We start from the raw sequence: 20,215 nt of genomic DNA on the forward strand, positions 1-20,215 counted from the left end.
CAGCGCGGCATATTCCCGCCCCCTGACGGCACAGAGACGCCTGTGCCCTGCTGTCGCTCCCGGCCGCCTGACCGTCATTCACCTCAGTAACGCTGCTGCCACTCGCTGTCAGAGAACAGGTTGTCAGACTGTTTCATGAAGTAACGATAATAGGCGTCATAGGCCAGCACGTTCTTCACATACCCCCGGGTCTCTGAGAACGGGATGGTTTCGATAAAGGCCACGGCGTCCAGCTTACCGGCGCTGTTACCCTGCCAGGTACGAACCCGCGATGGTCCGGCGTTATACGCTGCCGAGGCAAAGATACGGTTCTGACCGAACTGCTGATACACCGACTCGAGATACTGCGTCCCAATCTGGATGTTGGTTTCAGCATCCAGCAGCTGGCTGCTGTTGCTGTATCCCGGAATGCTGAATTTGGTCACCGTATGCTGTGCCGTCGCAGGCATGACCTGCATCAGACCGGATGCGCCCACCGGGGAGCGGGCTTTGGGATTCCAGGCACTCTCCTGACGGGCAATCGCCATGGCGTAACTCATCGGGATGCTCTTACCGCTGATATTGCGTTCAAACTGCGGCTGCCAGGCCAACGGGAAACGCTCCTGCAGGCTGTTCCATAGTTTGCCGGTGATGGTGGCCTGTACGCTCAGATCCCACCAGTTTTGCTGGCGTGCGTAGCTGGCCAGCATCTGCTGCTGCGGCCTGGTGCGGCTGGACACCAGATAACTCCACTCGCTGCGGGCGAGGTTATCCATTCCCCAGTACATCAACTCCCGCACGCGGGCGATCTCCGGGCCTTCGGTCAGGCTGCTGTCTACCGCCGGGGCTTTGTCGACCTGCAGCGGATACTCCACGCCCAGCTTCTGCGCGGCAACCATCGGATAGAACCCGCGCTCCTGCATCAGCTTGCGCAGGATGCCCTCTGCTTCCTCTTTGCGCCCCTGCTCAAGCAGCAGGTCAGCCTGCCAGTACTGCCACTCATCTTTCTCTTTTGCTTCTACCGGCAGGCGGGCAATCCAGGTATTCATTCCCCGGCGATCGTTGTTGCCCAGTGACATCCGCACCCGGCGTTCAATCAGGGAGGTGGCGTCACTGCGCATCACCACATCGTCGCGCCAGCGCGCCTGCTCGCTGGTGATATCGTTGCCCATCAGCCGCCAGGCCACCGCTTCCTTCAGCGCCTGGGTCTGCTGTTCATCCAGCTTTTGCAATTGCACCAGAGAGGGGATCATCTGCCGCGCCCGTTCGGCATCCGTCCGGGCCAGACTGCTAAAGGCAATCGCCGTGGCCTGGCGGGTAAAGTCTGTCGCGCCGACGCTACGCGCAAAATTCTCAACCGTACCCGGGTTATTTTGCAGATCCATTACCGCATTGGCGATGGTCTGATAATCCTCAGGCAGCTGTTTGGCCAGGAAATTCACCAGATTGCTGTTCCCCGCTTTCATCGCCAGACGGATACGTTCCAGCGTAGTAATCGGGTTCTGCTGTCCGGCCGCCTGCCAGGCGCTGAACAGCTTATCGCAGGTGCCGGGCAGCGAGCTGCCGGTCAGCCAGATGGCTTTCGCCCCGTCCCAGGCCACCTGCTGCTGGCCCGTGGCCCATTTGGCGTAATACCAGTTACAACGTGCCGCCACAGGCTTGGGTGCCTGCGGGCTGAAGACCAGTAAACCCCGCCAGTCCTGACGTCGCGCCAGCTCATTCACAAAGCGTGAAGAAAGCGAGCGCACGGGCGGCAGGGTCGGATAGCGTTTAATAAAGTCATTTACCGCCAGGCCGGTTTCCTGATCAAGATTCTGCGCCAGCTGGCGGTATTCCAGATAAGGGTAAAGGGGATAGTCGTGCAGCGTCGGCATCAGCCGATCGACGGTATCCATCTGTTTACTGTCCCAGGCCTGTTTGATTTGCAGGTAACGGGTACGTTGTTCATCCAGTGAATCCGCCCGGGCACTGCCGGTGGCTGCCGTTAAGCACGCCGCTACTACCCATAACTGCCACTTGTCCGCCATGACTTTCCCCACGTTACCGCCTTAATTATTCCTGAATCGCGAAATTTATCTGCTTCATGCTAACCAGTTGCGGCCCAACGTGCCATGAACTGAACAAATATTTACGGAATGAGCCCCGAACGGCAGTGAAGCCGGCCCTGTCGGAGCCACGCTTTTTTCCAACAGGCCCGATGCCCTATGATAGTACAAACCCTGCGCACCGATCGTGCATCAGCCACGGCCCGCATTAACGAAGGGTATGAAAATCAGTGAATTAAAAACTGGCACGCCCTTTGCTCTGTTGAATTCCATCTTGTATACCAGACGGAATTCAACTTATGGCTTTCACCACCGGGTTTACGATCCAGGACTGGCAGCATCATCATCAGCAGCACCCGCAGGAGGTGCTCTCCACGCTGGAAGCCCTGCTGGCCGCGCTCTCCCCCGCAGACAATGCCTGGATCTACCTCGCCACGCCCGCACAGCTGCGTGCGCAGGTAGAGCCGCTGCTGGCAGCCTGGCAGCAGGACCCGGCCTCGCTGCCGCTGTTTGGCGTTCCATTCGCGGTAAAAGACAATATTGATATTGCCGGCTGGCCCACCAGCGCCGCCTGCCCGGCCTTTACCTATACGGCAGAGAGCGACGCGGTGGCGGTAGCCAATCTGAAAGGCAAGGGGGCGGTGGTCATCGGCAAGACCAATCTGGACCAGTACGCCACCGGTCTGGTCGGGACGCGCTCGCCGTTTGGCGCAGTCTGTAACACGTTTGATCCTGCGTATGTCAGCGGCGGCTCCAGCTCCGGCTCCGCCTCGGTTACTGCCCGGGGCCTGGTGTGCTTTGCGCTCGGTACCGATACCGCCGGTTCCGGGCGCGTCCCTGCCGGGTTTAATAATATCGTCGGCCTGAAGCCGACAAAAGGCTGGCTTTCCGCCACCGGGGTGGTGCCCGCCTGCCGTCTGAACGACACCATTTCCGTCTTCGCGCTGACCGTGGAAGATGCCTTCCTTGCCGCCAGCTGTGCCGGAGGCTATGACAGTCTGGATGCCTACGCCCGCCATAATCCGGGCCTCGCACCGGCTGCCCTGCCGGACGCCCCGCGTTTCGCCATCCCGGCCAGCCCGGAATTCTTTGGCGACGCGCAGGCGCAGGCCGCGTGGGAGGCCGCCTGTGCCGACCTGATCGCCGCCGGTGCCAGCCTGCAGCCGGTGGACTTTACCCCCTTTACGCAGCTGGCGGAACAGCTCTACTCAGGCCCGTGGGTGGCCGAGCGCACCGTGGCCGTGGGCGCGATGCTGTCGCGCCCGGAAGAGATGGATCCGGTGGTGTACGACATCGTCGCCAGTGGCAACCACTACAGCGCCGTGGACGCTTACAAAGCGGAATATCTGCGCGCCGAACTGACGCGCCAGATCCAGCAGACGCTCAGCCAGTTTGATGCGCTGGTGGTGCCGACCTCGCCGACCATTCATACGCTGGAAGAGATGAAACAGGAACCGGTGCGCTACAACTCGCAGTTCGGCACCTATACCAACTTTACCAACCTCGCCGATCTGGCCGCGCTGGCGCTGCCCGCGCCGTTTCGCACCGACGGTCTGCCAGCGGGCATTACGCTGATCGCACTGGCCTGGCACGACCGGGCGCTGGCAACCTTCGGCCTGCGCTGGCAGCAGCAGCAGGCTCTGAGCCTCGGAGCCACCGGCCGGCCGCAGCCTGCGCCCGGAACCCTGCCCGCCTCATCACTGCACGTACGTGTGGCGGTGGTCGGTGCCCATCTGACCGGCATGCCACTCAATCACCAGCTGACCCGACGACATGCGGTTCGGGTGGAAGAGACCACCACCGCAGCCTGTTATCGCCTGTATGCGCTGGCCAATACCGTCCCGGCCAAACCCGGGCTGGTCAAAGCCGTCACAGGGGCCGCTATCCTCGTTGAGCTGTGGGATATCCCGCTGGCGCGCTTTGGCGAGTTTGTAGCAGAAATCCCTGCTCCGCTGGGGATCGGCACGCTGGAACTGGCCGACGGCCGCAGCGTAAAAGGGTTTATCTGTGAGCCTGCTGCGCTGACGCAGGCCACTGACATCACTGAATTCGGCGGCTGGCGCCGCTGGCTGAGCCGCGAGGAGAAGTCTGATGTTTAACACTGTTCTGGTTGCCAACCGTGGCGAAATTGCCTGCCGCGCCATCCGTACCCTGAAGCGCCTCGGCATCACCAGCGTCGCGGTGTACTCCGATGCCGACAAAAACGCACAGCACGTCAAAGATGCCGATATTGCCCTTGCCCTCGGTGGTGCTAAGGCCAGCGACAGCTATCTGGTCATCGACAAAATTCTTGCCGCCGCCCGCGAGAGCGGGGCTGAAGCCATCTGGCCCGGCTACGGCTTCCTCTCTGAAAGCCTGCCGTTTGCCGCCGCCTGCGAAGCCGCAGGCATTGTCTTTATCGGCCCGACTGCACAGCAGATCGGCGAGTTTGGCCTGAAGCACCGGGCACGCGAGCTGGCGGCCGCGGCGGGCGTCCCCATGACGCCGGGCACGCCACTGCTGGACTCACTTGCAGAGGCGATTGCCGCCGCGACGCGTATTGGCTATCCGGTGATGCTGAAAAGTACGGCGGGGGGCGGCGGCATCGGCCTGACGCGCTGCGCCAGTGAAGCCGCGCTGGTCAGCGCCTGGGAGAGCGTGCGCCGCCTGGGCGAACAGTTTTTCAGCGATGCCGGCGTGTTCCTTGAGCGCTGCATCGATCAGGCCCGTCACGTCGAGGTACAGATTTTTGGCGACGGCCAGGGCAAGGTCGTGGCCCTCGGTGAGCGCGACTGTTCACTGCAGCGCCGCAATCAGAAGGTCGTGGAAGAGACTCCGGCCCCGAACCTGCCCGCTGCCACACGCGCCGCCCTGCTCGACTCCGCCGTCAAACTCGGCGAACTGGTGAACTACCGCAGCGCCGGAACGGTGGAATACATCTATGACGCCGTGCGCGATGAATTCTTCTTCCTTGAAGTGAACACCCGCCTGCAGGTGGAGCACCCGGTGACCGAGTGCGTTACCGGCCTGGACCTGGTGGAGTGCATGCTGCAGGTCGCCGCCGGGGAGTCGCCAGACTGGGATAAGATGGCGCAGGCTCCGCAGGGTGCAGCCATTGAGGTACGTATCTACGCGGAAGATCCGCTGAAAAACTTCCAGCCCAGCCCCGGTATCCTGACCGAAGTCTGCTTCCCGGAGGGCGTTCGCCTCGACAGCTGGGTCAGTACCGGCACGGAGGTTTCTGCCTTCTACGACCCGATGATCGCCAAACTGATCGTCCACGCGGACAACCGCGCGGCGGCGCTGGAAAAAATGCAGGCGGCGCTGAATGAAACCCGTCTGCACGGCATCGCCACCAACCTCGACTATCTGCGCCAGGTGGTCGCCACCGAGGCTTTCCGCAGCGGCAACGTCTGGACGCGCCTGCTCGACGGCTTTACACCGAAAGCCGCAGTGATTGAAGTGCTCCAGCCCGGCACCTGGAGCAGCATTCAGGACTACCCGGGCCGTCCTGGCTACTGGGATATCGGCGTGCCCCCCTCCGGGCCGATGGATGACTACGCCTTCCGCCTCGCCAACCGCATCGTCGGCAACGCTGAAGAAGCCGCCGGGCTGGAGTTTACCCTGCAGGGTCCCACGCTGCGGTTTCACAGCGACGCGCTGATCGCCCTGACCGGGGCGGCCTGTCCGGCGTCACTGGATGGGGAAGAGGTGGCGTACTGGCAGCCGGTGGCGGTCAAAGCCGGACAGACGCTGACCCTGGGCCGGGCGCAGCAGGGCTGCCGGACCTGCCTGGCCGTGCGTAACGGCTTTGACGTGCCGGAATACCTCGGCAGTCGCTCCACGTTTGCCCTCGGTCAGTTTGGCGGTCACGCCGGGCGGACCCTGCGGGTGGCCGATATGCTGGCCATCTCTCAGCCGCATCTGGCCGCCTGTACTACCCCTGCGCCGGTCAGCGAACCGGCGGCCCTGCCCGTCGCCGATCGCCCGGTGTACGGGGATGAATGGCGCATCGGCGTACTGTATGGCCCGCACGGCGCACCGGACTTCTTCACTGCGCAGTCGATTGACGAATTCTTTGCCGCCGAATGGCAGGTACATTACAACTCCAACCGCCTCGGCGTGCGGCTGGTCGGGCCGAAGCCGGGCTGGGCGCGTGCCAACGGCGGCGAAGCCGGGCTGCATCCCTCTAACGTCCACGACTGCGAATACGCCATCGGGGCGGTTAACTTTACCGGAGACTTTCCGGTGATCCTCACCCGGGACGGGCCCAGCCTGGGCGGTTTTGTCTGCCCGGTGACCATTGCGAAAGCAGAGCTGTGGAAAGTCGGCCAGGTCAAACCGGGCGATCGCATCCGTTTCCACCCCATCAGCGTCGAAGAAGCCCACGCGCTGGCGCTGGCGCAGGATCGCAGTATTCACGAACTGTGCGCCCTGCGTACCGCCCCCTTTGCAGCGCCATCACTGGCGGATACCGTCCACGGTTCAGCAACGGTACTGGCGGCGATCAAGGCCACGGATACCACGCCCACGGCGATTTATCGTCAGGCGGGTGACAACTATATTCTGCTGGAGTACGGCGATAACGTGCTGGATCTCGCCCTGCGCCTGCGCGTGCATCTGCTGATGACCGCCCTTACCGGCGTCGGCCAGCCCGGTATTGAAGAGCTCTCTCCCGGCGTACGTTCCCTGCAAATCCGTTATGACAGTCAGATCCTCAGCCAGAAGCAGCTGATGAGCCTGTTGCTGACACTGGAAAAGAATCTGGGTGACGTGACGCAGATGAAAGTGCCCTCGCGCATTGTCCACCTGCCGATGGCCTTTGAGGACAGCGCGACCCTGGGGGCCGTCGCGCGCTATGCCGAAACCGTGCGGGCCAGCGCGCCCTGGCTGCCGAATAACGTCGACTTTATTCAGCGTATTAATGGTCTTGCCAGCCGCGAAGAGGTCAGTCGCACACTCTTTGACGCCAGCTACCTGATCCTCGGCCTGGGCGATGTCTATCTGGGTGCGCCCTGTGCCGTGCCGATCGATCCGCGTCACCGCCTGCTCAGTTCAAAATACAACCCGGCGCGTACCCACACCGCCGAAGGCACCGTCGGCATTGGCGGCATGTATATGTGCATCTACGGCATGGACTCCCCCGGCGGCTATCAGCTGGTGGGCCGCACGCTGCCGATCTGGAACAAATTCCTGAAGAATGACCAGTTCGCTGCCGGCGAACCCTGGCTGCTGCGCTTCTTCGATCAGGTGCGTTTCTACCCGGTCAGCGAGGCCGAACTCGACGTCCTGCGCGATGACTTCCGCGAGGGACGCGCCCGGGTGCGTATCGAACAGTCGGTCTTTGATTTTGCTGAACATACCCGGTTCCTCGCCGACCATGCTGACGCCATCAGCGCCTTCCGCCAGAAGCAGGCCCGCGCCTTCGAGGCTGAAGTCGCCCTGTGGGCGCAGGAAGAGGACGGTGCGCCGCTGACCAGCGATGAGACGCTGCTGCCGCCGGAAGAGGATGAGAGTGCGTTTCAGGTCAGCGCCGATCTGAACGGCAACATCTGGAAAGTGCTGGTACAGCCGGGCGATGAGGTGGCCGCCGGTCAGCCGCTGATTATCGTCGAGGCGATGAAAATGGAGCTGGCGGTCAATGCCCCCCGGGCCGGGCGCGTCAAGCGCATCGGCTGCCAGCCTGGCCGCCCGGTCAGCCCCGGCGATGCCCTGCTGTGGCTGGAATAAAAATGGACGACAAACGCAGCCCGGCCCGGCCGGAAGCGCTGGCCGATCGTGTCTATCAGCAGCTGAAAAATGACATCTTCGATTTTCGCCTGATGCCGGGGGATGCCTTCAGTGAAAACGAAGTGGCCGACCGCTTCGCGGTCAGCCGCACTCCGGTTCGTCAGGCCCTGTTCCGCCTGGAGCGCGAAGGCTACGTCGAGGTGTGGCACCGCCGGGGCTGGCAGGTGCGGCAGTTTGACTTCGCCTACTTTGAGGAGCTGTACGACCTGCGCATCGTACTGGAGTGCGAGGCGGTGAAACGCCTGTGCCTGCTACCGGCAGGTGAGGCGGAACGTCTGCTGGCGCGGCCGATCGGTGTCTGGATCACGGAGCCCCCCCTGGCGGATGGCATCACGGTGTCACTGCACGATGAAGCCTTTCATATCGCCCTGGTGGCGGCGGCGGGCAACAGCGAAATGACGCGCATTCACGGCGAGCTGACGGAAAAAATCCGCATTATTCGCCGCCTTGATTTCACCCGGGAAGATCGTATCAGCGCCACCTATAACGAACACGCGAGCATCCTGCGCGCGATATTGCACCAGCACAGCGAGGAGGCCCGGCGCATTCTGACCGACCATATTGCCGTCAGCCGCGCCGAAGTCAGAAAAATCACCGTCCATATGCTCCAGCAGGCCAGGCACCATATCGTTTCATCCAACTCAATGTTAGGGGATTACTGATGAAGAGACGTTCGTTGATCAAAGCATTTGCGCTGTCTGCCAGCGTAGTCGCCATGGGACTCTCCTGGAGCGTTCAGGCTGCCGACACCATCAAAGTGGGGATCATGCACTCCCTGTCCGGCACCATGGCGATTTCCGAAACGCCGCTGAAAGACGTGGCGCTGATGACGATCGAAGAGATCAACGCGAAAGGCGGGGTACTGGGGAAAAAACTGGAGCCAGTGGTGGTCGACCCGGCCTCTAACTGGCCACTGTTTGCGGAAAAAGCCCGTCAGTTACTCACTCAGGATAAAGCCGCCGTCGTCTTTGGCTGCTGGACGTCGGTATCACGTAAATCGGTGCTGCCGGTATTCGAGGAGCTGAATGGACTGCTGTTCTACCCGGTGCAGTATGAAGGCGAAGAGATGTCACCGAATGTGTTTTATACCGGCGCTGCGCCAAATCAGCAGGCCATCCCGGCCGTGGAGTACCTGATGAGCGAAGACGGCGGCAGCGCGAAACGCTTCTTCCTGCTGGGTACCGACTACGTTTATCCGCGTACCACCAACAAGATCCTGCGCGCCTTCCTGCACGCCAAAGGCGTGAAGGACAGCGATATCGAAGAGGTCTACACGCCGTTTGGCTACAGCGACTACCAGACTATCGTTTCCAACATTAAGAAGTTCTCTGCCGGCGGAAAAACTGCCGTGGTTTCCACCATCAACGGCGACTCCAACGTGCCGTTCTACAAAGAGCTGGCCAACCAGGGCATTAAAGCCACGGATGTGCCGGTTGTCGCCTTCTCCGTCGGGGAAGAAGAGCTGCGCGGCATCGACACCAAACCGCTGGTGGGGAACCTGGCCGCATGGAACTACTTCGAATCCGTCGATAACCCGACCAACGCGCGATTCGTTGCGGCTTACCGCGCTTATGCCAAAGCCCACAAGCTGCCGAATGCGGATACCGTGGTGACGAATGATCCCATGGAAGCCACTTACGTCGGCATTCATATGTGGGCACAGGCGGTAGAAAAAGCCGGAACAACCGATGTGGACAAAGTCCGTGCGGCCATGGCCGGACAGACCTTTGCCGCGCCGGATGGCTTTACCCTGACCATGGATCAGACCAATCACCATCTGCACAAACCGGTGATGATTGGTGAGATTGAAGATAACGGTCAGTTCAACGTCGTCTGGCAGACTGACAAGCCGGTGCGCGCCCAGCCGTGGAGCCCCTATATCGCCGGTAACGACAAGAAGCCCGACCACCCGGTGAAAGCCAGCCACTGATCCCGTCACGGGGCGGGCCACTGACTCCCGCCCCTCCTCAGCACGCAAGAGAGCGAATGATGATGATGCGATTCCTGCTGTTACTGCTGTTCTGCCTGCCGCTGATGGCCCAGGCCGGGCCGGCCGTCGACTTCGCTGCTGCCAGCCGCAGCGATCAACTCCGCCTCTTACAGCAGTGGGCCGCCGCACCGGATGCCGCGCGCCTGCCCCTGCTACAGGCTCTGCACAGCGAAAATGTGGTGCTGGATGAGAAGAAACAGCCCTATACCCGTGTTAACGATCGTCTGATCGCCTTGGAGGGCAGCGCAGCCCCCACCGGGAAGACCAAAAAGTTGTTTATGAATAACCGCCTGCGCGTGATGATCGCCTCCGCGCTGGCCGCTCATCAGCTGGTCAGTCCGGTCACGGCTGTCCGGCTGCAGGCCGCACGCGCATTACAGAATGAAGCCACGGGCGATCAACTCCCGCTGCTGAAACAGCGCCTGGCGACCGAAGAGGACGCCACCGTTCATGAGGTGCTGGCTCAGGCGGTTGCCGGACTGCAGCTGGCCGATGCCAACCCGCTGGTACGACTGGAAGCGGTCAAACGGCTGGGTGAAACCAGCGATCCACAGACACAGGCCCGTCTGGAGCAGCTGCTGCAGCCGCAGAATGAGACCGATGCCCGCGTCCGCAGCGCCGCCGCCGACAGCCTGAAGCAGATCCGCTATCGTCTGCTGCCCGGCGATCTGCTGGGCCAGGCCTTTACCGGACTGTCGCTGGGATCGGTGCTGCTGCTGGCCGCGCTCGGTCTGGCGATCACCTACGGCCTGCTGGGGGTGATCAATATGGCCCACGGTGAAATGCTGATGATTGGCGCTTACGCCACCTGGATGGTACAGAACCTGTTCCAGCGTTTCGCCCCGGAATGGCTGGCATTTTACCCGCTGCTGGCGCTGCCGGTGGCGTTCTTTATAACCGCGGCCATCGGCATGGCGCTGGAACGCACCATCATTCGCCACCTGTACGGCCGGCCGCTGGAAACTCTGCTGGCCACCTGGGGCATCAGCCTGATGCTGATCCAGCTGGTGCGCATTCTGTTTGGTGCGCAGAACCTGGAGGTGGCCAACCCACCCTGGCTGTCCGGCGGACTGCAGGTGCTGCCTAATCTGGTGTTGCCGTACAACCGACTGGCGGTGATCCTGTTTGTTACCGGGGTGCTGGCGCTGACCTGGCTGCTGCTGAACAAAACCCGCCTCGGGATGAACGTACGGGCAGTGACGCAAAACCGCGCCATGGCTGACTGCTGCGGCGTACCGACCGGGCGCGTGGACATGCTGGCATTTGGCCTCGGCTCCGGCATCGCCGGACTGGGCGGTGTCGCACTGTCGCAGTTAGGCAACGTCGGCCCGGAGCTCGGCCAGGGCTATATCATCGACTCTTTCCTGGTGGTGGTGACCGGGGGCGTCGGCCAGCTGGCCGGCACCGTGGTGGCCGCGCTCGGGCTGGGCATTCTTAACAAAGTGCTGGAGCCACAGATCGGCGCAGTGCTCGGTAAGATCCTGATCCTGGTGCTGATCGTGCTGTTTATTCAGAAACGGCCACAGGGCCTGTTTGCCGTTAAAGGAAGGGTGACTGACTGATGACGCAACCCATGACGCTGACCCTGGTACAAAAATCCCCGCGGCTGGTGACCGCTGCGGGTACAGTGCTGCTGCTCGCGCTGCTGCTGCTGCCGTTTTTCGCACTGCTTCCTGCGGATCATCCGCTGGCCATCTCAACCTATACGCTGACGCTGGTGGGTAAAATTCTCTGTTATGCCATTGTCGCAGTCGCACTGGACCTGGTGTGGGGCTACGCCGGGATGCTGTCGCTCGGCCACGGGCTGTTCTTCGCCCTCGGCGGTTACGCGATGGGCATGTACCTGATGCGCCAGGCGGCAGGAGACAGTCTGCCAGCGTTTATGTCCTTTCTGTCCTGGACAGAGATGCCGTGGTTCTGGGCAGGAACACAGCACTTTGCCTGGGCACTGTGCCTGATTGTGCTGGTCCCCGGCCTGCTGGCGCTGGTGTTTGGCTGGTTCGCCTTCCGATCGAAAATCAAAGGGGTCTATTTTTCCATTATGACCCAGGCGCTGACCTATGCCGGGATGCTGCTGTTCTTCCGTAATGAGACCGGCTTTGGCGGTAACAATGGCTTTACCGGGTTTACCACCCTGCTGGGCTTTCCGGTGACGGCAACCGGCACGCGTATCGGGCTGTTTGTCGCCACCGTGCTGCTGCTGGCAGGCAGCCTGGCCGTGGGCCTGATGCTGGCGCGCAGCAAGTTTGGCCGCGTGCTGACGGCGGTGCGCGACGCGGAAAATCGCCTCTCCTTCTGTGGCTACGATCCGCGCGGCTTTAAGCTGTTTATCTGGACGCTTTCCGCCGTGCTGTGCGGGCTGGCCGGGGCGCTGTACGTCCCGCAGGTCGGGATTGTTAACCCCGGTGAGATGTCACCCACCAACTCCATTGAGGCCGCCATCTGGGTGGCGCTGGGCGGGCGCGGGACGCTGATCGGCCCGCTGCTGGGGGCTGGCATTGTTAACGGGGCCAAAAGCTGGTTTACCGTCGCCTTCCCGGAATACTGGCTGTTTTTCTTAGGGCTGATGTTTATCCTCGTCACACTGTTTCTGCCAAACGGGGTAATTGGCCTGCTGCGCAGGAGGAAAGATGACTGAGCACCTGTTTACCCAGCCCCACCGGGCCGATCGCCACCGCGAACAAACCGACCCTGTGTTACAGCTGGAGAATATTACCGTGTCGTTCGACGGCTTTAAGGCCCTGAATGACCTCTCTTTGCAGATCGGCGTCGGCGAACTCCGCTGCATCATCGGCCCCAATGGCGCGGGAAAAACTACGCTCATGGATGTGATCACCGGCAAAACCCGCCCGGACAGTGGCCGGGTGTTCTATGACCAGAGCACCGATCTCACCACGCTTTCCCCGGTGGACATTGCCCGAATCGGCATCGGACGTAAATTTCAGAAACCCACGGTGTTCGAGGCGCTGACGGTGTTTGAAAATCTGGAAATTGCCCTGAAAACCGATAAGTCGGTGTGGGCCTGCCTGCGGGCCAGGCTGAACAGTGAACAGGAAGACCGCATTACCGGAGTGCTGGCGCTGCTGCGTCTTGAAAGCCAGCGTCAGCGTCCCGCCGGGCTGCTGTCACACGGGCAGAAGCAGTTTCTGGAGATCGGCATGCTGCTGGTGCAGGATCCGCACCTGCTGCTGCTGGATGAGCCCGCCGCCGGCATGACTGACGCAGAAACCGACTATACCGCCGAACTGTTTCGCACGCTGGCCGGGAAGCATTCGCTGATGGTAGTGGAACACGATATGGGCTTTGTCGAAACCATTGCTGACCACGTCACGGTACTCCATCAGGGCCAGGTACTGGCGGAAGGTTCGCTGCGCGAGGTACAGGCTAACGAGCAGGTCATTGAAGTCTATCTGGGGCGATAATATGTTACAGGTCACTGAACTCCATCAATATTACGGTGGCAGCCATATTCTTCGCGGGCTGTCGTTTGACACGCAACCGGGTGAGATTACCTGCCTGCTGGGGCGTAACGGGGTGGGGAAAACCACCCTGCTGAAGTGCCTGATGGGGCTGGTCCCGGCCAGGTCCGGCAGCATCCACTGGCAGGGGAAGCCCATCAACCACTGCAAACCGCACCAGCGCGTACAGGCGGGGATCGCCTACGTGCCACAGGGTCGGGAGATCTTCCCGCGCCTGACGGTGGAAGAAAATTTGCTGATGGGCCTGGCCCGTTTTTCCGGCGCTCAGGCAACCCGGGTACCGGAAGAGATCTGGCAGCTGTTTCCGGTGCTATGGCAGATGAAGCAGCGGCGCGGCGGGGATCTCTCCGGCGGCCAGCAGCAGCAGCTGGCCATAGGCCGGGCGCTGGCCTGCAGGCCGCAGCTGTTGATCCTGGATGAGCCGACCGAGGGTATTCAGCCATCGGTAATCAAAGAGATCGGGTCGGTTATCCGCCAGCTTGCCGCACGCGGCGATATGGCGATCCTGCTGGTTGAGCAGTTCTATGATTTTGCCGCCGGGCTGGCCGACAGCTATCTGGTGATGTCGCGCGGTGAGATCGTACAGCGCGGGGCCGGCAACGCAATGGAAGCCGACGGCGTACGCGGATTAGTGACGATTTGATGCCGTCACCGCGATAATTCACCGGCCCGGGGCGACCAGAAAAGAAGGTCGCCCCGGCGGAAAAATGTACAGGGGCAGATCTTATTTTTCGATTCAGCGCCGTGAACATTCTTATCCCGTAACCGGTACAAATAACCGGTCCACAACGATCGTATTTCCCTTCATTCTTACTCTTTCCAGCCAGGTTAATTATTGCAATTAAATAAATGACCATCTCATTAATAGATTAATATCTCTGACCGTTATATTACAATTACCTGTCGTTACTGAATATTCCTCATAAAGAAATAAATTTAATTTCATTTCATATTTCGGAAATATTCATATACTACTTTCCTGTATTGTCATGAAATTTAATTTACCGATCCTTTAATGGAGGTACTCGCGTGGCTATTTATCCGTTAACCAGCGTACAGCAGGCCGTATGGCTCGATCAACTTCTGACGCCTTCCACGCCCTGCTACAACGTGGGCGCGCTGTGGCGCATCGAAAGGGATATTGATATCCCCCTGTTAAACCAGGCAATAAAAGAAATACGCAGTCAGCATGATGCGCTGAAATTAACGTTAGAAGAGAGCGAACAGGGTATTATTCAGACGACCGTATCGAATAGAGACCTGACTCTCGAATACCATGACTTCAGTCTGGATAAAGATGCCCGTCAGAAAGCTTTGTGCTATTTCCGTGAAAAACTGAATCAACCCTTTAAACTGTATGAAGAATTACTCTGGCGCTGTGTTTTTATCAAAATAAGTGCATCGACGGGTTACTGGCTGATTAATGCCCATCATATTATTGTCGACGGTACCTCCGTTTCCCTGCTCAGCGGCATGATCATGGACCGTTACAAGCAGCTGAAAAGCGGGCAGATCCCCTCCCCCGTGGCGGTGTATAATTACCGGGACTTTATCGCCAATGACCAGGCGTATATGCAGTCCACCCGCTATGAGCGTGACCGGGCCTTCTGGCTGGAACGCTTTGCGGATGCCGGGCCTGCCGGCATGGAGCGCCGCCCCGGTTTTGCCGCCGATCAGGTATGGCCAAGCCAGCAGATTACCCGTCAGCTGCCTCCCGAACGCTATCAACGGCTCTGCGCCCTGGCGGCAGCGCACCAGTGCTCACCCATGCACCTGATGACCGCCCTGCTCGCCTGCTGGTACAGCCGCCTGTGGCAGGTTGAACAGGTGACGGTGGGGGTACCGGTGCATAACCGCAGCAGCGCCCGGTATAAGCAAACCCTGGGCATGTTCTCCTCCATGATCCCGGTGAAACTGCATGTTGACCACAGCCTGCCTTTCAGCGCGCTGATGGTGCAGATCGCTGCAGAGCTGCGGCGTTGCTACCGCCACCAGCGCTTCCCGATTGCCGAGCTGAACCGCCACCTACGCCTGGGGCAGCAGGGACGTCGCCAGCTGTATGACCTGAGTTTTTCCCTGGAAACCTTCCCGACCGATATTGAGCTGGAAGGCCACCCGCTGAAAGTCGAAACGCTGCATCACGGCTTTGAACAGATGCCGCTGGCGCTCTATCTCCGTCACTATCACCCTGGCGATCCCCCGCTGCTGGAGTTCAACATGAACCAGGCCTGGTTCAGCGCTGAGGAGGCCCGGCGCACCGCCGATCGCCTGCTGCAGATGCTGGATCATCTGCTCGATCACGGGGTACAGCAGCCGCTGGCCAACCTTCCTCTGCTGCTGGCCGACGAGCGGCAGCAGATCCTCGGCAGATGGAACGATACGGAACGGACGTGGCCGCTGCCGGAAGGCATTCATCGCTGGTTTGAACAACAGGCCGATCGCACACCTCAGGCCATCGCACTCTGCGGCCACGGCGGCAGCGTCAGCTATCAGCAGCTTAATCAGCGTGCTAACCGCCTGGCGGCACAGCTGCGTCAGGCAGGGATCGGCCCCGATGACCGCGTGGCGCTGTGTGCAGCCCGCAGCAGCGAGATGGTCACCGCTCTGCTGGCCATCCTCAAAGCTGGCGGGGCCTATGTGCCCCTCGATCCGGACTACCCGACCGATCGTCTGAGTCATATGCTGGAAGACTGCGGGGCCAGACTGGTTCTGCTGGACGATGCGGGTAAACAGGCGCTGGCTCCCCTGCTGAGTGATGCACACCGGGTCTGGCACCTGCATAACGATCGCGCGTGCTGGCAAACGCAGAGTGATTGTAACCTGCCGTCACTGTCGGCCAGCCCGCAGCGCTCACTGGCGTATGTGATCTACACCTCCGGCTCCACCGGGAAGCCGAAAGGGGTGATGAATGAGCACCTCGGTGTAATGAACCGCCTGCAGTGGATGCAGGAAGAATATGCCCTTACGCCTGAGGATACCGTGCTGCAGAAAACGCCGTTCAGCTTCGATGTCTCCGTCTGGGAGTTCTTCTGGCCACTGATGGTCGGCGCGCGGCTGGCAATAGCACAACCCGGCGGCCATCAGGATCCGGAGTATCTCAGCCAGCTGATCGCCCGTGAGCGGGTCACGACCCTGCATTTTGTTCCTTCCATGCTGCAGCTGTTCCTGCGCCACGGCAACATGTCGCACTGCGGCAGCCTGCGTCGGGTGATGTGCAGTGGCGAAGCACTGCCGCTGACGGCAGTACAGCGTTTCCACCAACAACTCCCAGGGGCGGAACTGCATAATCTTTACGGGCCGACCGAAGCGGCAGTGGATGTCTCTTACTGGCACTGCCAGCGCGATGATACGCGCGGGATCGTCCCCATCGGCAGGCCGGTTGCTAATACCCGGCTGCATATTCTTGATGCCCATCTGCAACCGCTACCGCCGGGCGTCAGCGGTGAACTGCATATCGGCGGCGTCCAGGTAGCCCGTGGTTACCTGAACCGTGCGACGTTAAACGCCGAACGTTTTATCCCCGACCCGTTCAGCGAGGATGCGTCGGCACGTCTGTACAAAACCGGCGATCTGGCACGCTGGCTGGAGGATGGCAGCATTGAGTATCTGGGCCGTAACGATTTCCAGGTCAAAATCCACGGCCTGCGTATTGAATTGGGTGAAATTGAACAGCAGATCGCCAGCTTTGACGGCGTCGAGGATGTCGTGGTGATGGCCTGCGATGACGGCCAGGGGGATAAACGGCTGATCGCGTGGCTGGTCGCCCCACCGATCCCCGCTCTGCGCGAGTCGCTACGCCTGCACCTGCAATCCACCCTGCCGGACTTTATGATCCCCTGTGCCTTTGTGCGTATGGAGGCCTTCCCGCTGTCGCCGAACGGCAAGCTCGACCGTAAAGCCCTGCCCGCGCCGGAGCGGCTGGCGGAGGCCAGTGCATACCGCGCGCCGCAAAGCGAAGGTGAGCGCCAGCTGGCAGCATGGTGGCGCGAACTGTTGCAGGTGGAACAGATTGGCTGCGACGATGACTTTTTCGCCCTCGGCGGCCACTCGCTGCATGCCATCCAGCTGATGGTGAAACTGAAGCGCGAGGGCATAGCGCTGGAAATGAAAACGCTGTTTGCCCACAGCACCCTGAGCGCGCAGGCGCTGGCCATCGCCGGGCAGGCGGCACAGAACACGACGCCACCCGCGCCTTTACCCCTGCACAACCTGTTACTGCAGCTCAACCAGTCTGCCCCCGATTTCCGGCTGACCCAGCGGCTGAACGCACCCGCGACGGCGGAGGAGGTATGGATGGTGCACCCTGCCGTGGTCGGCTGTGAGATTTACCGCGATCTGGCAGCGTCGTTCGAAGGGCAGTTAAATGCCATTGGCATCAATAATTACAACCTGTTCAACCAGCCACGTATTTCCTCGCTGTCGGCGCTGGCCAGCTATTATCTGCAACATATGGTCAGCCAGGGCCTGACACGTCAGCAGCCGGTGCGCCTGCTGGGCTGGTCGCTGGGCGGGATTATTGCGCTGGAGATCGCCGCCCAGCTGGAACAACTCGGCTACCGCGATATCCATCTCTGCCTGCTCGACAGCCTCTACCAGACCGAATTCCAGCAGCGTATTGCGGCCGGGATGCTGGCACCGATTCTGGCAATGATCGGCATTGAGGGCGAGGCTGCAGCACGTGCGCTGCGCATCGAACAGCTGGAGCTGGAAATGAACAACCAGCCATTGAGCGCCCCGCTCAGCCACAGCCGCGTAACGCTTTTTAAAGCCACCGAATTTGCCGACCTCAGCATGGAGGGCGTGGACGGCGCAGAGATGCTGGCGCTGGCCGATAACGGCCTGAGTCAAGTCTGCCCGCATCTGGAGATTATCCCGCTGGCAGCGAATCACCATTCCATTATTCTGTGCCACAAGGCGATCGGGGCTTCACTGATTCAGGGCGCGAAAATCAGCAGCAGCGCGGCGTAAAAGCCAGTGGGGGCGAAAATGGATCGCCCCCGGGGGATAATCGGATAAGGGTCGGCCTTTCTGACGGGCCGGCCCTTGTTGTTTGCAGCACTATCCTGTTGAAGGTAAACTGCAAATTCCGCGACAACTGGAAGAAAACCCATGGAAACCCGGCGCGCAGAGCGTATCAACAAGCTGGTCCAGGCGCTGAAAGGCACCGACAAGATCCATCTGAAAGAGGCGGCGCATCTGCTCGGGGTCTCTGAAATGACCATCCGCCGCGATCTGAATGAGGGGCCGGGTATGGTGCTGCTGCTCGGAGGGTATATTGTCAGCGATCCCCTGCGGCATCAGTTGCACTATTTTGTCTCCGACCAGCAGGAACAAAATGTCGACCGTAAACGGCGGCTCGGACAGCATGCCGCCACGCTGATCCAGCCCGGGGAGATGGTCTGGTTCGACTGTGGCACGACCGTGCCGTGGATTATTGATGCGATTGACGGCGATCTGCCGTTTACCGCCGTCTGCTGCGCAATGAACACCTTCCTGGCGCTGAAAGAAAAAACTGCCTGTCGCGTGATCCTCTGCGGCGGCGAATTCCACCCGGATAACGCTATCTTTACCCCACTCGGGCAGCTGTCGGTGATGGACAGCCTGTGCCCGGATAAAGCGTTTATTTCGGCGGCAGGCATCGACGTTGATCAGGGTGCCAGCTGCTATAACCTGAACGAACTGCCGCTCAAACAGCTGGCCTTACAGCGTGCACGCACCCGCCTGCTGGTGGCAGACAGCAGCAAGTTTGGTAAAGTGCTGCCTGCGCGAATTGCCGATCTCAGCGCCTTTGACGGGCTGGTCAGCGACGCCGCGCCGCTGCAGGATCTCGGTATTGAGATTATCGCCCCGTAACCGGGGTATCCCCTGTCGGGAGGGACTCATCGGGACAGTGCGACCGCTCACCAGCGGTTTAAAATCGCTTCCCCGTCGCGCAGACGGCGCAGGTTTTCACAGACCCCGGTGACGTTGCCCTCCAGTGAGATATCAGTTACGCCACCAATATGCGGAGTGGCGATCACGTTAAGGGCAAACAGCGGATCCTGCGGATCGGGCGGCTCCTGCCAGAACACATCCAGCCCGGCCCCGGCCAGCGCCCCGCTCTCCAGCGCCGCCATCAGCGCGGGTTTCTCAATCAGGCCACCGCGACCGAGATTGATCAGGAAGCTGCCCGGCTTCATCCTCGCCAGCGCGGGTTCATCGATAATGTGATGTGTTTCCGCGTTGTCAGGCAGACTCAGCACAACAAAATCCGCTTCGCGCAGCAGGTGTGGAAGACGCTCCATTCCCCCCACCCAGTCCAGACGGTGCTGGCGTGCAAAATCATCGGAGGCCTGGCGCTTGACGCCAATCATCCGCATGCCGAACGCCGACAGCCGCTCCGCCAGCGCTTTACCAATGCCGCCCAGCCCGACCAGCCCGACGGTTTTTCCCTTCAGCCCCATGCCCACCGGCAGACCCAGCTGGCGGGTAGCGAGCATCTGCGGCACCTCGCTGACCCGGCGCGCCAGGCCGGTCATCATCCAGATCCCCAGTTCGGCAACGGAGTCCGCATTACCGGAACGATCCGACGGTACATTGGCCACCGCAACGCCGCGCGCCCGCGCCGCGCCGACATCCACCCCTTCCAGGCCCGTGCCCGCCTGCTGGATCAGCTTCAGGCAATCGGCCGTCTGCAAAAGCCGGAAATCGACCTTCGCCATACCCGGGATCAGCGCATCAAACCCTGCCAGGCTCTCTGCGGCATGGCCGGCGGAGGCAATAAATTCGACATCGGGTAGCCTCTGACGAAACTGCTGGATCATGCCTCCCCAGGCATTTTCTTCCGCTGCTATCAGAACGCGCATCGTTATCCCCCTAATTTATAAGACAAAAAAACAGCATAGTTGCCGCTGATCATAAATCAAACAAAAATCAGGCCGTTGCGCTGATATCGGGATAATCGTCTGCCTGGC

The 20,215-nt window shown here is 60.8% G+C and carries 12 protein-coding genes; 10 read left to right on the forward strand and 2 right to left on the reverse strand.

The window, feature by feature from the left end; all coding sequences use genetic code 11:
• Window positions 1-83 precede the first annotated feature (83 nt).
• Window positions 84-2,006: a murein transglycosylase gene (gene sltY, locus IFU29_RS12455; RefSeq protein WP_191934376.1), complete on the reverse strand. Its 1,923-nt coding sequence runs from the start codon at window positions 2,004-2,006 to the stop codon at window positions 84-86.
• A 317-nt stretch (window positions 2,007-2,323) separates the two neighbouring features.
• Between sltY and atzF the strand changes: the two genes are divergently transcribed.
• The 10 genes from atzF to deoR all read left to right on the forward strand — a co-directional run bounded on the left by atzF (window position 2,324) and on the right by deoR (window position 19,115).
• Window positions 2,324-4,123: an allophanate hydrolase gene (atzF, locus tag IFU29_RS12460; protein ID WP_191934211.1), complete on the forward strand. Its 1,800-nt coding sequence runs from the start codon at window positions 2,324-2,326 to the stop codon at window positions 4,121-4,123.
• Window positions 4,116-7,733: an urea carboxylase gene (uca, locus tag IFU29_RS12465; RefSeq protein ID WP_191934212.1), complete on the forward strand. Its 3,618-nt coding sequence runs from the start codon at window positions 4,116-4,118 to the stop codon at window positions 7,731-7,733. Before atzF ends, uca begins: the two co-directional genes overlap by 8 nt.
• 2 nt (window positions 7,734-7,735) lie before the next feature.
• Window positions 7,736-8,455 (forward strand): GntR family transcriptional regulator, encoded by a 720-nt coding sequence (locus tag IFU29_RS12470; protein WP_191934213.1) that lies wholly within the window; start codon window positions 7,736-7,738, stop codon window positions 8,453-8,455.
• The gene (gene urtA / locus IFU29_RS12475; RefSeq protein WP_118664688.1) at window positions 8,455-9,723 is read left to right on the forward strand and encodes an urea ABC transporter substrate-binding protein; all 1,269 of its coding nucleotides are present in this window, start codon (window positions 8,455-8,457) and stop codon (window positions 9,721-9,723) included. The genes IFU29_RS12470 and urtA overlap by 1 nt, the downstream gene beginning before the upstream one ends.
• Before the next feature lie 62 nt (window positions 9,724-9,785).
• Window positions 9,786-11,345 carry an urea ABC transporter permease subunit UrtB gene (urtB, locus tag IFU29_RS12480; protein ID WP_423244842.1) on the forward strand — a complete coding sequence of 520 codons (1,560 nt, stop codon included), beginning with the start codon at window positions 9,786-9,788 and terminating at the stop codon, window positions 11,343-11,345.
• Window positions 11,345-12,421: an urea ABC transporter permease subunit UrtC gene (gene urtC, locus IFU29_RS12485; RefSeq protein ID WP_191934214.1), complete on the forward strand. Its 1,077-nt coding sequence runs from the start codon at window positions 11,345-11,347 to the stop codon at window positions 12,419-12,421. Before urtB ends, urtC begins: the two co-directional genes overlap by 1 nt.
• Entirely contained in the window at window positions 12,414-13,205 is a 792-nt protein-coding gene (urtD, locus tag IFU29_RS12490; protein WP_191934215.1) for an urea ABC transporter ATP-binding protein UrtD, read from the forward strand. Before urtC ends, urtD begins: the two co-directional genes overlap by 8 nt.
• A gap of 1 nt (window position 13,206) precedes the next feature.
• Entirely contained in the window at window positions 13,207-13,905 is a 699-nt protein-coding gene (gene urtE, locus IFU29_RS12495) for an urea ABC transporter ATP-binding subunit UrtE (RefSeq protein WP_191934216.1), read from the forward strand.
• A gap of 386 nt (window positions 13,906-14,291) precedes the next feature.
• Complete coding sequence (locus IFU29_RS12500) at window positions 14,292-18,230, forward strand: non-ribosomal peptide synthetase (protein WP_191934217.1); 3,939 nt, start codon at window positions 14,292-14,294, stop codon at window positions 18,228-18,230.
• Between the two features lie 141 nt (window positions 18,231-18,371).
• Window positions 18,372-19,115, forward strand: a complete 744-nt coding sequence (gene deoR, locus IFU29_RS12505; protein ID WP_191934218.1) for a DNA-binding transcriptional repressor DeoR — start codon at window positions 18,372-18,374, stop codon at window positions 19,113-19,115.
• A 47-nt stretch (window positions 19,116-19,162) separates the two neighbouring features.
• Here the strand turns inward: deoR and IFU29_RS12510 are convergent, their stop codons facing one another.
• Window positions 19,163-20,107: an NAD(P)-dependent oxidoreductase gene (locus IFU29_RS12510; RefSeq protein WP_191934219.1), complete on the reverse strand. Its 945-nt coding sequence runs from the start codon at window positions 20,105-20,107 to the stop codon at window positions 19,163-19,165.
• Window positions 20,108-20,215: the final 108 nt, after the last annotated feature.

Source organism: Erwinia persicina (assembly GCF_014838825.1).
Lineage (GTDB): Bacteria > Pseudomonadota > Gammaproteobacteria > Enterobacterales > Enterobacteriaceae > Erwinia > Erwinia persicina_A.

Bases quoted from the DNA above. Each gene is read 5' to 3' on its own strand.
- IFU29_RS12510 (WP_191934219.1), bottom strand. From the start codon at position 20,107: ATGCGCGTTCTGATAGCAGCGGAAGAAAATGCCTGGGGAGGCATGATC.
- urtC (WP_191934214.1), top strand. From the start codon at position 11,345: ATGACGCAACCCATGACGCTGACCCTGGTACAAAAATCCCCGCGGCTG.
- sltY (WP_191934376.1), bottom strand. From the start codon at position 2,006: ATGGCGGACAAGTGGCAGTTATGGGTAGTAGCGGCGTGCTTAACGGCA.
- deoR (WP_191934218.1), top strand. From the start codon at position 18,372: ATGGAAACCCGGCGCGCAGAGCGTATCAACAAGCTGGTCCAGGCGCTG.
- urtB (WP_423244842.1), top strand. From the start codon at position 9,786: ATGATGCGATTCCTGCTGTTACTGCTGTTCTGCCTGCCGCTGATGGCC.
- urtD (WP_191934215.1), top strand. From the start codon at position 12,414: ATGACTGAGCACCTGTTTACCCAGCCCCACCGGGCCGATCGCCACCGC.
- uca (WP_191934212.1), top strand. From the start codon at position 4,116: ATGTTTAACACTGTTCTGGTTGCCAACCGTGGCGAAATTGCCTGCCGC.
- urtA (WP_118664688.1), top strand. From the start codon at position 8,455: ATGAAGAGACGTTCGTTGATCAAAGCATTTGCGCTGTCTGCCAGCGTA.
- urtE (WP_191934216.1), top strand. From the start codon at position 13,207: ATGTTACAGGTCACTGAACTCCATCAATATTACGGTGGCAGCCATATT.
- IFU29_RS12470 (WP_191934213.1), top strand. From the start codon at position 7,736: ATGGACGACAAACGCAGCCCGGCCCGGCCGGAAGCGCTGGCCGATCGT.
- atzF (WP_191934211.1), top strand. From the start codon at position 2,324: ATGGCTTTCACCACCGGGTTTACGATCCAGGACTGGCAGCATCATCAT.